Origin of the sequence: Polynucleobacter paludilacus (assembly GCF_018687595.1) — a bacterium.
GTDB classification, from domain to species: domain Bacteria; phylum Pseudomonadota; class Gammaproteobacteria; order Burkholderiales; family Burkholderiaceae; genus Polynucleobacter; species Polynucleobacter paludilacus.
In genome coordinates this window covers 942,950-955,709 of record NZ_CP061298.1, presented here as the reverse complement: position 1 = coordinate 955,709, position 12,760 = coordinate 942,950, and the positions used below count along the sequence as shown (strand labels likewise).

Here is a 12,760-nt window from a genome sequence, read left to right as displayed (position 1 = left end):
TATGACACCTTCAGTGCGTTGGGCCTTCGGGTCCTTTTTCTTTTTATATTTCGCTTACGTTGGTTTAGTTTCCCCATACGCGAGTTTGTTCTTTGTTGACCAAGGCTTTAACGTCATTCAGATCTCGGTTTTGATGTCGATGTTGCAAATCACCCGCATCATTGGCCCTTTTTCTTGGGGCTGGTTGTCCGACTATCTCTCTAACCGGATTGGCATTATTCGGTTTTGCGCTTGCTTAGCAAGTCTTACATTCTTAGCTATTTTTTATCTTCACAGCTACATTGCCTTTTTTGTTTGGATGTTTATTCTGCACACCATTCTCAGCAGCTTGATGCCGCTGGGAGAGTCAGCAACAGTACATGCTCTATTCAAAGACAATTCTTTTGATAAGCGTTACGGAAGATTGCGCCTGTGGGGGTCTTTGGGATTTATTGCCATGGTGCTGTTTGCTGGTGAGCTATTTCAGCGTAAGAGTATTGCGCTCTATCCCATCGTCGGTGCAGCAGTGCTATTGCTTTTGGCTATCGTGACCTTTCGTTTGCACGAGCCCAAGGTGCAGCGTCATAAGATGGTGAAAGGGGAGTTGCTCTCCGTATTGCTGAATCCCGATGTGCGCTGGTTTCTGCTCTCCGGATTTTTTATGATCTTTGCTCATGCAGCACTCTATGTCTTCTATTCCCTCTACCTTAGTAAGCTTGGTTATAACAAATTTCAGATCGGCCTTTTTTGGGCGCTTGGTGTATCTGCTGAAGTGATCTTTTTTTACTTTCAGAGTAAGGTCCTTAGTCGCTTGCAACCTGAGATTGTTTTGCAAGCCTCATTCGGAGTTGGGGTGCTGCGTTTCATTTTGATCGCATTTTTCCCTCTGACATGGGTTCTGATTCTTGCGCAAGTGATGCATGCCGGAACCTTTGCGGCTCACCATAGCGCAGCAACCAAGTTATTGCAGCGTTGGTTTACAGGGCCGTTACAGGCGAGAGGTCAGGCCCTGATGGCAACGGTGTCATATGGTCTGGGTGGAACACTTGGCGGACTGTGTTCGGGCTGGATTTGGGACTTAGCACAACCGCGCGATGTATTCGTTATGGCCGCTTTTGCTTGCGGTTTAGCCGGTATGGCGATTCAGAAACTGAGACCACAGGCTCCAGCGCATCAGCCAATCACATCACATTGAAGTGTAGTTTGGACCGCCACCACCTTCAGGGGTGACCCAGATGATATTTTGGCTTGGATCTTTAATATCGCAGGTTTTGCAATGGACACAGTTCTGCGCATTGATTTGCAAATAGGGCTGCCCATCTTTCTCAACGTACTCATATACACCAGCAGGGCAGTAGCGCTGCTCTGGTCCAGCGTAAGTCTTGAGATTGAGATTGACTGGAATGGCTGCATCTTGCAGCTTTAAATGCGCTGGTTGATTTTCAGCATGATTGGTATTCGATAGAAATACCGAAGACAGGCGATCGAAGCTAATCTTGCCATCAGGCTTAGGGTATCGAATCTCTTGATGTTGGCTCGCAGGCTCTAAACATTCATGATCAGCGTATTGATTGTGAATCGTCCAAGGTACATTCCCGCCAAAGATTTTTTGCTCTAGACCCACCATGAGAGTCCCCAGGTAAAGTCCTTTAGACATCCAAGGTTTGAAGTTGCGAGCCTGCTTGAGTTCGGTATAAAGCCAGCTATTTTGAAAGGCTGTCGGGTAAGCAGCCAAGACATCATGCGAGCGATTTTCAGATAGGGCGGCCACTGCAGCTTCTGCGGCTAGCATGCCGGTTTTAATTGCGGCATGACTGCCCTTGATGCGAGAGGCATTCAGAAAGCCAGCATCGCAACCAATCAATGCACCACCGGGGAAAACAGTCTTAGGCAAACTATTGAGTCCGCCAGCAGTCAGAGAGCGTGCGCCATAAGCCAAGCGTTTACCGCCAACAAAGGTTTCTCGAATGTTGGGATGCAATTTGTAGCGTTGGAATTCTTCGAAGGGAGAGAGGTAAGGATTCTTATATGCGAGGCCCACTACCAGACCCACTGCCACTAAATTATTGCCTAGATGATATAAAAAAGAGCCGCCATAAGTATCGGACTCTAAAGGCCAGCCAGCGGTATGCACCACTAGACCGGGTTTACTCTGCGCAGGATCTACTTCCCAAAGCTCTTTAATACCGATGGCATAGGTTTGGGCGTCCGAATCTTGATCAAGTGCAAAACGGCTGATAAGTTGTTTACCTAGATGGCCGCGAGAACCTTCGGCGAAGAGGGTGTACTTTGCACGCAATTCCATCCCAAGTTGAAATTGCTCGGTGGGATTGCCTTCCTTATCTAAGCCCATGGAGCCAGTGATGACTCCACAGACGGCGCCTTGTGCGTTATACAAAATATCTGCTGCAGGAAATCCCGGAAAGATTTCAACGCCAAGCGCCTCAGCTTGTTGACCTAGCCAGCGAGTGACGTTAGCTAAGCTCACAATATAATTGCCTTTATTCTGAAAGCATTCCGGTAAAAGCCATTCAGGAACAGAATAAGAGCGGTCTTCTGTCAGAAAGAGAAATTGATCTTGACTAACTGGGGTGTCTAAAGGCGCACCCATTGCTTGCCAATCTGGAAAAAGCTCGCCTAGGGCTTTAGGGTCCATGACGGCGCCAGACAGAATATGGGCGCCGATCTCAGAACCTTTTTCAAGTACGCAAACACTGAGCTCTTTGCCAGAAGATTGGGCTAGTTGTTTGGCTTTGATTGCTGCAGATAAGCCAGCAGGGCCACCACCGACAATGACTAAATCATAGTCCATCGATTCTCGAGGCCCAAATTGTTCAAGCAACTGCTGGGAATTCATTCCATCTCTCCGGGATCTAGACCATAGTTTAGTTCTAAGCAGGGTATTAGGCTTAAAGCCGACGGATTCGGGCCTGAACCAGTCATGATCGGAGAGGCATTATGATGAGCTTTTCTCCATTTTTAGCAATCTTGGGACTTAACTTATGAATAAAACCTACCCAACCGCAGCGGACGCTTTGCGGGACATTTTGAAGGACGGTCAAAAAATCGCTGTAGGCGGTTTTGGCCTTTGTGGCATTCCAGAGGCTTTGATCTTGGCGATTAAGGAATTGGGTGCGCAAAACCTCACGGCGATTTCGAATAATGCGGGTGTGGATGAATTTGGTCTCGGCATTCTCTTGCAGTCACGACAAGTGAAGAAAATGATTGCCTCATATGTTGGTGAAAACAAAGAATTCGAGCGTCAATACCTAGCGGGTGAGTTGGAGTTGGAATTTACTCCGCAGGGCACCTTGGCAGAAAAACTCCGCGCAGGCGGTTGCGGTATTCCTGCATTCTTTACAAAAACGGGAGTGGGTACTTTAGTTGCGGATGGCAAAGAAGAAAAAGTATTCGATGGCGAGCGTTACATCATGGAGCGCTCGATTGTTTCTGATATCTCGATTGTGAAAGCTTGGAAAGCAGATCGCTCTGGTAACTTGGTCTATCGCTACACCGCTCGTAACTTTAATCCAGTGGTAGCAATGGCTGGCAAGATTACGGTTGCTGAAGTGGAAGAGATTGTGGAGAACGGCCAGCTCGATCCAGATCAAATTCATACGCCTGGTATATATGTGCATCGTTTAGTGATTAATCGATTGCCTGAGAAGCGCATTGAGCAACGCACTTTGCGTGCCGCCTAAACACAGATAAGTAGATCAGAAGGAAAATCGATATGGCTTGGAATAGAGATGAGATGGCAGCCCGTGCTGCTCTAGAATTAAGGGATGGCTACTACGTCAACTTAGGCATTGGTATGCCAACCCTGGTTGCGAATCATGTGCCTAAGGATATGGAAGTGTGGCTTCAATCTGAAAATGGCCTGCTTGGAATTGGGCCTTTTCCAACCGAACAAGAAATTGATGCGGATTTGATTAATGCAGGCAAGCAAACCATTACGACCTTGCCAGGCTCATCGATTTTTTCTTCAGCCGATTCTTTCGGAATGATTCGCGGCGGCAAGATCAATATTGCGATCTTGGGCGCCATGCAAGTCAGTGAATATGGTGACTTAGCGAACTGGATGATTCCAGGCAAAATGGTCAAGGGTATGGGGGGTGCCATGGACTTAGTTGCTGGAGTCAAACACGTGGTCGTTCTGATGGAGCATGTTGCCAAGAAAAAAGATGGCACTGAAGAGATCAAAATTTTGCCTAAATGTACCTTGCCCTTAACCGGTGTTGGGGTCATCAATCGCATCATTACTGATTTGTGTGTTTTAGACATTACTCCAGATGGTTTATTCCTGGTCGAATTAGCGCCTGGTGTAACCAAAGAAGAGGTCATCGCCAAAACGGGTGCCCCAGTCAACACTAACGGTTTTTAGACTGTCACACTAGATGATGAAATAATGGGATACCTATGTCAGGATCCCATTCTCACCATCACCATCAGCGCTCACATCATCACGGGCACAGTCACTCAGCTAGCCATCTGAGTGATGGAGAGGCACATGAGTTGCATGCCCACAAAAAGGGTGATGCAAAACATTCTCATACCAAAGAAATCTCTAATCAGAATCTACTCATTGTTGCTTTAATTCTGACCCTCAGCTTTTCAGTAGTCGAGATGATTGCATCTTATCTCTCGAATTCTTTAGCCCTGATTTCAGATGCTGGTCATATGGTGACGGATGCAGCTTCATTGGGCTTGGCTGTTTTAGCGCAGATGATTGCACGTCGCCCACCATCGCCTAAACATTCCTTTGGTTTTGGAAGAGCAGAGGCCCTTGCTGCTTTTGTCAATGGGATTACGATGTTGGCATTAGTTGCATGGATCGTCTTTGAAGCCATTACCCGTTTCTTCACACCGCATATTGTGGATGGTATGACTGTCACCATTGTTGCGGCATTAGGCCTGCTGATGAATGTTGTGGTTGCTTGGGTGCTTTCTAAAGATCAAAAGAGCGTGAATACCCGTGCAGCGCTATTACATGTAATGGGTGATTTATTGGGTTCGGTTGCCGCCTTGGTTGCCGGCTTGGTGATCCAGTACACCGGCTGGATGCCGATTGACTCGCTACTCTCGATCTTGGTGTCTGTATTGATTCTGAAATCTACCTTCTCCATCTTGCATGAGTCCTATCACTTTTTGATGGAAGGCGTGCCGCCGCATATTGATTACTTGCAAGTGGGTAGTGATCTCAAAGCCGTTCCCGGTGTGGTTGCAGTGCATGACTTGCACATTTGGGAGATGACACCCAGCTTCCCCGCCTTGATCGGCCATATTGAAGTAGAGATGATGAAGGAGTGGCCACAAACAATGTCACGAATTCATGATATGTTGTTCTCAAAACATGGTATTGACCATGTGACCTTGCAGCCCGAAGAGACGCAATCTTTAGGTGAAGATCCAAATCACGATCATCATCCTGAGATAGTGCCCGAAGCTGCTCCAATGCTTGATGCATCAAACCCGAAAGAATCTGAGATGCATCCTATTACTCATTATGTGGTTTGTCGCAGTGGCGAAGGTAAGCACCGTATGGCTTATCACGCCTGGGGTGATCCTAAAAATGCTCGAGTCCTGATTTGCGCCCATGGCCTGAGCCGCAGGGGCAGTGACTTTGCAAGCTTGGCGAAGGCGCTTTGTGATCAGTACTATGTTGTTTGTCCTGATGTGGTTGGTAGAGGGGACTCAGACCGCTTAAACAATCCCATCATGTATTCAGTGCCTCAGTATGTATCTGATATGAAAACCTTGGTCGCCCATTTAGGCGTTAATCAAGTCGATTGGATCGGAACCTCGATGGGGGGTCTGATTGGGATAGTCTTTGCCGCCTTACCCAACTCACCGATACGTCGCATGATCATCAATGATGTTGGGCCGCTGATTGAGCCCGCTGCAATTGAGCGCTTAAGTTCCTATGTCGGTAAACCTTTTGCATTTAAGAGTCGTGCAGAAGCTCTAGAAGCGCTGAATCGGATTTGTGCAACCTTTGGGGATCACACGCCCGAAGAGTGGGAAACATTAAACGGCCCTCAGTTGGAAGAAAAAGATGGGGTTTGGGGTTTACATTACGACCCTAATATTGCTGTGCCGTTCACCTCAGTAAATCCTATGATGGCTAAAGCGGGTGAGATGGCGATGTGGCATACCTTCAAGCAAATTCATATTCCGATGCTGATTGTGCGTGGCGGAGACTCAGACTTGTTATCTGCTGCAACGGTGGCAAAGATGTGCAAGGTGAATCCTTACGCGAGAAGTATTGAGATACCGCATGTAGGCCATGCGCCAGCCTTCATCAAGCCCGAACAGATTGCCCTTGCCAAAGAATTTTTCAGTTCGTGATTAAATGTATGAATGGCAAATGCCCCTAGTCCTAGTACAAAACCATTATTCATAGACGCTTGGTATGGCGAACCAACCGAGCAACATTCGGCTGGTGTTTTGCAGATTCTGCAAACCTTACATTTAGATGAAGCCACCTTAACTGCAGCAAGCCATATTGGGCGAACGCATGGTAAAGAGGCGCTGATTAAATTAATCGGCGAAGAGTCGGCGAAGTTGATTATTGGTTATCGAGGCCTACGTCAGGCCCAGGCTAAATTATTGCGTGCAGATGGCGGCTTGAGTATTTCCGGTCAGGAAGAGATGCTGCGCAAGATGTTGCTAGCTTTCGGGGACGACCTGCGAGTGGTACTGCTGTACCTAGCATCCCGTTTACAAACTCTCCGTTGGGTCACGCAAGAAAAGATCACCATGCCCGAAGCTTGGGCTCAAGAAATTCTGAATATCGATGCTTCGCTTGCCAATCGTCTGGGTATTTGGCAAATGAAGTGGGAGATGGAAGATCTGGCTTTTAGAGCATCCTCTGGAAGCACATATCGAGATATCGCCAAGATGCTCGATGCCAAGCGTCATGAGCGAGAGGTTTTCATTGCGCAAATCGTCAAGCAACTTCAGGATGAGCTTAGTACATCCCATATTGAGGCGGATGTCTATGGACGCCCTAAGCACATATACAGTATCTGGAAAAAGATGCAGGGTAAGTCACTCGACTTTGCCAATCTGTATGACGTGCGGGCATTTCGGATTCTGGTGCCGGACGTCAAATCTTGCTACGCCAGCTTAGGCTTAGTGCACAACATCTGGCAGCCCGTGCCTAAGGAGTTTGATGACTATATTGCTCGCCCCAAGCCGAACGGTTATCAGTCTTTGCACACAGTGGTGATGGATGAGGATGGCACTGCATTTGAAATACAGATTCGTACTCATGAGATGCATCAGCAGGCTGAGTATGGTTTAGCAGCCCATTGGCGCTACAAAGAAGGTACTTATCAAGCAGGTCAGCAGACGGGGACGCATAGCGCTGCAGCGGAGTACGAAAGACAAATTGCTTGGGCAAGACAGCTAATCTCATGGAAAGAAGATGCTTGGGATCAGTTGAAGCATCACGAGATTGACGATCATATTTATGTACTTACGCCTTTGGGTAAGGTGATTGCTTTAGAAAAGGGCTCATCCCCGATCGATTTTGCCTATGCTGTGCATACTGATTTGGGGCACCGTTGTCGAGGCGCTCGAGTTGATGGTGCGATGGTGCCGCTGGATACTCCACTACAAAATGGCCAAACCATTGAAATTATTGCTGTGAAGCATGGTGGCCCATCACGCGATTGGATTAGCCCAGATCGTCACTACCTCCGTTCACAGCGAGCACGAACGCGTGTGCGAGCTTGGTTCAATGCCCTGGATGATGAGCAAACTGAAAAAGCGCCTGATAAGACTGATCACCATAAATTAGAGACAAAGCCCGCCACCCCTGAAGTGGATATTGTCCTGCGTCAAAGCACTCGTAAATCGGGTCATACTAGTGATGTATTGGTGGTGGGTGTCGACTCTCTTCTCACCCAGTTGGCGCGTTGCTGTCGGCCTGTTCCACCGGATGCGATTGCAGGATTTGTGACGCAGGGCAGAGGGGTGTCGATTCACCGTCGCTCCTGCAAAACCTTTCGAGGACTATTGGAGCGCGCTCCTGAACGTGTGATTCAGACCGCTTGGAATGCTGGTACTACGGGTGAAGGCAAAGACCATGAGAAACGGCTTTTTCCTGCAGATGTGGCGGTGAGCGCTCTAGATCGCCCAGAGCTCATGCGCGAGTTATTTGAGGTCCTGACCAGACAGGGTATTCATGTCATCGACTTGCGCAAATCAGTTCGCAAAGGGCTTGCACAGATCTTATTTACCGTTGAAGTGAAAGACTCAGAGACCTTGCGCCTGGTGCAAAACAGCCTAGAAGAGCTCAAAGGAGTCACGTTGGTACGCCGCCGGTGATAAACTCTTGTTTTATTTAGGCTCGTAGCTCAGCTGGTTAGAGCACCACCTTGACATGGTGGGGGTCGTTGGTTCGAGTCCAATCGAGCCTACCAACGAATTTAGACCCAGAGCGCGGTTGCCAAAAAGCGACCGCGCTTTATTTTTGGTCTGTAAGCATTTGTAGCAAAGCACATGTTACGGAGTTGTTATGGTTGTAGTTACTCTTCCTGATGGATCGAAGCGCGAGTTTGAGAACGCAGTGCGCGTGGCTGATGTCGCGCAGAGCATTGGAAGCGGTCTCGCCAAGGCAGCGCTAGGTGGAATCGTTGATGGGAAGATGGTTGACTTAAGTCATCTCATTGATCAAGATGCTCAATTAGCGATCGTGACGGACAAAAGTCCTGAAGCACTCGAGATCGTGCGTCATTCGACTGCTCACTTATTGGCTTACGCTGTTAAAGAACTGTTTCCAGAAGCTCAGGTCACGATTGGCCCAGTAGTCGATAACGGTTTTTACTATGACTTCTCTTATCACCGCCCATTTACGCCAGACGATCTTGTTGCGCTAGAGAAAAAGATGGCGGAGTTGGCTAAAAAAGATGAGCCGGTTGTTCGTCAAGTATTGCCTCGTGATGAAGCAGTGAAATTCTTTAAAGATCAGGGCGAGCATTACAAAGCCGAAATTATTAGTAGTATTCCGCAGGGTGAAGATGTTTCGCTCTATACCGAAGGGAAGTTCACTGACTTATGCCGTGGTCCCCATGTACCATCGACAGGTAAGCTTAAAGTCTTTAAGCTGATGAAGCTCGCCGGCGCTTACTGGCGTGGTGATAGCAAGAATGAAATGTTGCAGCGGATCTACGGTACGGCTTGGCTCAAGAAAGAAGACCAAGACCAGTATCTCCATATGTTGGAAGACGCTGAGAAGCGTGATCATCGTCGCTTAGGCAAGTTGCTCGATTTATTCCATTTCCAAGAAGAGGCCCCGGGCCTGATCTTTTGGCACCCCAAGGGTTGGTCAATTTGGCAAGAAGTTGAACAGTACATGCGTCGCGTATATCAGCAAGAAGGTTATCAAGAAGTCAAAGCACCTCAAATTTTGGACCGTGGCCTCTGGGAAAAATCGGGCCACTGGGACAACTACAAAGAGAATATGTTCACCACCGAGTCAGAGAATCGGGTTTATGCATTAAAGCCCATGAACTGTCCGGGTCATGTCCAAATCTTTAATGCTGGCTTACATAGCTATCGCGAGTTGCCATTACGTTACGGCGAGTTTGGACAATGTCATCGCAATGAGCCATCGGGCGCATTGCATGGCTTGATGCGCGTGCGCGGGTTTACCCAAGATGATGGTCATATTTTCTGTACCGAAGATCAGATTCAGTCAGAAGTAGCTGCTTTTGATAAAGCAGTGCGTCATGTGTATCAGGATTTTGGTTTTAGTGAGGTTGCTGTCAAGCTGGCATTGCGTCCAGTAAAACGGGTAGGTGATGATGCGATTTGGGACAAAGCTGAGGCAGCATTGCGCGGTGCCTTGAAAGCATCAGGCCAAGAATGGGAAGAATTGCCGGGCGAAGGGGCTTTTTATGGCCCGAAGATTGAATATCACCTCAAAGACTCGATCGGCAGAACCTGGCAATGTGGCACGATTCAGGTAGATTTCTCAATGCCAGCCCGTTTAGGGGCCGAATATGTTGCAGAAGACAACAGTCGAAAGACGCCAGTCATGTTGCATCGCGCCATTGTGGGCTCTTTAGAGCGTTTTATCGGGATTTTGATCGAAAACCATGCTGGAAACATGCCAGTTTGGCTTGCGCCGACCCAAGCTGTAGTCCTCAATATCTCGGAAAATTCAGCCGCTTATGCCAAAGAAGTCCAGCAATCTCTGAAAAAACAAGGGTTTAGAGTTGAATCAGATTTGCGAAATGAGAAAATTACGTATAAAATACGCGAGCACGCATTACAGAAGCTCCCATTTTTGCTTGTTGTTGGCGATAAAGAGCGTGAAAGTAATACGGTGGCCGTTCGTGCCCGTGGCGGAGTGGATTTAGGCGTAATGCCTCTTGATGCCTTCGTTGCCCGACTCCAGCAGGATATATCCCAGAAAGTCGGACCCGAGCCTAGCTAGGGGTGAGACGGTTTTTATTGTTTTTTTAGAGGAATTAGAAGATCGCTACTGAAAAATTGCAGCGCATTAACCGGGAAATAACTGCTCCTGAAGTGCGTTTGATTGGAATCGATGGTGAAGCCATCGGTGTAGTTAAGTTGAGTGAAGCCCTGGCTTTAGCAGAAGAGAAAGAAACCGATTTGGTGGAAATTGCTCCGACAGCTGAACCCCCAGTAGTCCGGATCATGGACTTTGGCAAATTCAAGTACCAAGAAGCCAAGCGTCAGCATGAAGCCAAGCTGAAGCAAAAAGTGATTCAGGTGAAGGAAGTCAAATTCCGTCCCGGCACAGATGATGGTGACTATGGTGTGAAGCTACGTAACCTAATCCGCTTTTTGGAAGATGGCGATAAGACAAAGATTACGCTGCGGTTTCGGGGTCGTGAAATGGCCCATCAAGAAATCGGAGCCAGAATGTTGGAGCGTTTGAAGTTAGACCTTGCTGAGTTTGGTCAAGTCGAACAGTTTCCAAAGATGGAGGGTCGGCAGATGGTAATGGTGCTGGCTCCCAATCGTAAGGCTAAGTAACAAGTTATTGCAACTTGTGGTTTAGGTAGTGATGTGCTTCTGGGTACAGGAAGAGTAACCGTCGGTTACCACCTATGTTGCGCAAAATATGAAGGGGTGCTTTATGCCCAAGATGAAGAGCAAGAGTAGCGCTAAAAAGCGCTTCACGGTTCGCGCAGGCGGATCGATTAAACGAGGACAGGCTTTCAAACGCCACATCCTGACCAAGAAGACCACCAAGAGCAAGCGTCATTTGCGTGGTTCCACCGAAGTTGCGAAAGCTGACGTTAAGTCAATTCGCTCCATGCTTCCTTACGCTTAACCTCAGACTAGATTAGGAGAATTCAATGCCAAGAGTCAAACGTGGGGTTACTGCAAGAGCCCGTCATAAAAAAATCACTGATGCCGCAACAGGCTATCGTGGTCGTCGTAAAAACGTATTCCGTATTGCTAAGCAAGCGGTTATGCGTGCTGGTCAATATGCATATCGTGACCGTCGCAATAAGAAACGGGTATTCCGCGCTTTGTGGATCGCCCGTATCAATGCAGCTGTGCGTGAGCATGGTATGAACTACAGCGTATTCATGAATGGTATGAAGAAAGCGTCTATCGATCTCGATCGTAAAGTGCTTTCCGATATGGCCATTGCTGACAAAGCGGCTTTTGCTGCTTTAGTTACTCGGATTAAATCCGTAGTCAGCGCTGCTGCTTAATTCTTTACTAAAAGAATTCAGCCGAAATGGTTTCTCTCGACCACATTGTCGAGGATGCCAAACGTGATTTCCTCGGAGCTGCCGATGCGGCAGCTCTAGAGGACGCGAAAGCCAGGTATCTCGGTAAATCAGGTGTTCTCACTGAGCGTCTCAAAGCGCTTGGTGGAATGTCGCCTGAAGAGCGCAAGAGTGCTGGCGCCCAAATTAATCAAGTCAAGACTCAAGTAGAGGAAGCCCTGCAGGCGCGACGCCAAGCATTAGCTGATGGCGTTTTGCAACAACGCTTAGCTGCCGAGTCAATTGATGTTTCCTTGCCCGGTCGCGGTCAAGCTGTTGGTAGTTTGCACCCTGTGATGCGAACTTGGGAAAGAGTGGAAGAGATCTTCCGCTCGATTGGATTTGATGTCGCTGATGGTCCTGAAATTGAAACCGATTGGTTTAATTTCACTGCTCTCAATAGCCCTGAAAATCATCCTGCACGTTCCATGCAAGATACCTTTTATATTGATGGGCAAGATGAGCAAGGTAAGCCCTTGTTATTGCGCACCCATACCAGTCCAATTCAAGTTCGCTATGCAAGTGAGCATGTCAAAAAATATGCTAATGCTGATGTGATGCCTCCGATTAAGGTAATCGCTCCCGGCAGAACGTATCGCGTTGATAGTGATGCAACCCATTCGCCAATGTTTCATCAGGTAGAAGGCTTATGGATTGCCGAAAGCGTTTCTTTTGCAGATCTTAAAGGTGTCTATACCGATTTCTTGAGAACCTTTTTTGAAACCAATGCATTGCAAGTGCGTTTCCGCCCCTCCTATTTTCCTTTCACCGAGCCTTCCGCAGAGATCGATATGGCCTTTGGTAGCGGCAAGCTCGCCGGACGCTGGTTGGAGATCTCAGGCGCAGGACAAGTGCATCCGAATGTGCTGCGCAATATGGGTATTGACCCTGAACGCTATACCGGCTTTGCTTTTGGCTCCGGTTTAGAGCGTCTGACGATGTTGCGCTATGGCATTGATGACTTACGTCTTTTCTTTGAAAACGATTTGCGTTTTCTGGAACAGTTCCCCGCTTAATAT

At 47.9% G+C, this 12,760-nt stretch carries 11 protein-coding genes and 1 tRNA gene; 11 read left to right on the top strand and 1 reads right to left on the bottom strand.

Translation table 11 applies throughout. The features are described from left to right. Position 1: 1 nt before the first annotated feature. Positions 2 to 1,174, top strand: coding sequence for an MFS transporter (locus tag AOC06_RS05070; RefSeq protein ID WP_215379150.1), 1,173 nt, complete (start codon positions 2 to 4; stop codon positions 1,172 to 1,174). Here AOC06_RS05070 and AOC06_RS05065 read toward each other — a convergent pair. Beyond that, positions 1,166 to 2,836, bottom strand: coding sequence for an electron transfer flavoprotein-ubiquinone oxidoreductase (locus AOC06_RS05065; protein WP_215379148.1), 1,671 nt, complete (start codon positions 2,834 to 2,836; stop codon positions 1,166 to 1,168). The two genes, AOC06_RS05070 and AOC06_RS05065, sit on opposite strands and share 9 nt — an antisense overlap. A 145-nt stretch (positions 2,837 to 2,981) precedes the next feature. Between AOC06_RS05065 and AOC06_RS05060 the strand changes: the two genes are divergently transcribed. The 10 genes from AOC06_RS05060 (at position 2,982) to pheS (ending at position 12,757) form a co-directional block, all read left to right on the top strand. Then, on the top strand, positions 2,982 to 3,680 hold the full coding sequence (locus AOC06_RS05060) for a CoA transferase subunit A (RefSeq protein WP_215379147.1): 699 nt from the start codon (positions 2,982 to 2,984) through the stop codon (positions 3,678 to 3,680). Between the two features lie 32 nt (positions 3,681 to 3,712). Then, the gene (locus AOC06_RS05055; protein ID WP_215379145.1) at positions 3,713 to 4,363 is read left to right on the top strand and encodes a CoA transferase subunit B; all 651 of its coding nucleotides are present in this window, start codon (positions 3,713 to 3,715) and stop codon (positions 4,361 to 4,363) included. 35 nt (positions 4,364 to 4,398) lie between these two features. Then, positions 4,399 to 6,327, top strand: a complete 1,929-nt coding sequence (locus AOC06_RS08850) for an alpha/beta fold hydrolase (protein ID WP_215379143.1) — start codon at positions 4,399 to 4,401, stop codon at positions 6,325 to 6,327. Between the two features lie 12 nt (positions 6,328 to 6,339). Beyond that, positions 6,340 to 8,313: a RelA/SpoT family protein gene (locus tag AOC06_RS05045; protein ID WP_215379141.1), complete on the top strand. Its 1,974-nt coding sequence runs from the start codon at positions 6,340 to 6,342 to the stop codon at positions 8,311 to 8,313. A gap of 18 nt (positions 8,314 to 8,331) precedes the next feature. Further along, a tRNA-Val gene (locus tag AOC06_RS05040) sits at positions 8,332 to 8,408 on the top strand. Between the two features lie 95 nt (positions 8,409 to 8,503). Beyond that, on the top strand, positions 8,504 to 10,426 hold the full coding sequence (gene thrS / locus AOC06_RS05035; protein WP_215379138.1) for a threonine--tRNA ligase: 1,923 nt from the start codon (positions 8,504 to 8,506) through the stop codon (positions 10,424 to 10,426). Between the two features lie 41 nt (positions 10,427 to 10,467). Continuing rightward, on the top strand, positions 10,468 to 10,992 hold the full coding sequence (infC, locus tag AOC06_RS05030) for a translation initiation factor IF-3 (protein WP_215381832.1): 525 nt from the start codon (positions 10,468 to 10,470) through the stop codon (positions 10,990 to 10,992). Positions 10,993 to 11,095: 103 nt separating this feature from the next. Then, positions 11,096 to 11,293 carry a 50S ribosomal protein L35 gene (gene rpmI, locus AOC06_RS05025; RefSeq protein ID WP_215335710.1) on the top strand — a complete coding sequence of 66 codons (198 nt, stop codon included), beginning with the start codon at positions 11,096 to 11,098 and terminating at the stop codon, positions 11,291 to 11,293. 25 nt (positions 11,294 to 11,318) lie between these two features. Beyond that, positions 11,319 to 11,684: a 50S ribosomal protein L20 gene (gene rplT, locus AOC06_RS05020; RefSeq protein WP_112204177.1), complete on the top strand. Its 366-nt coding sequence runs from the start codon at positions 11,319 to 11,321 to the stop codon at positions 11,682 to 11,684. A gap of 26 nt (positions 11,685 to 11,710) precedes the next feature. After that, positions 11,711 to 12,757, top strand: a complete 1,047-nt coding sequence (gene pheS / locus AOC06_RS05015) for a phenylalanine--tRNA ligase subunit alpha (RefSeq protein ID WP_215379135.1) — start codon at positions 11,711 to 11,713, stop codon at positions 12,755 to 12,757. The last annotated feature ends 3 nt before the right edge of the window (positions 12,758 to 12,760 follow it).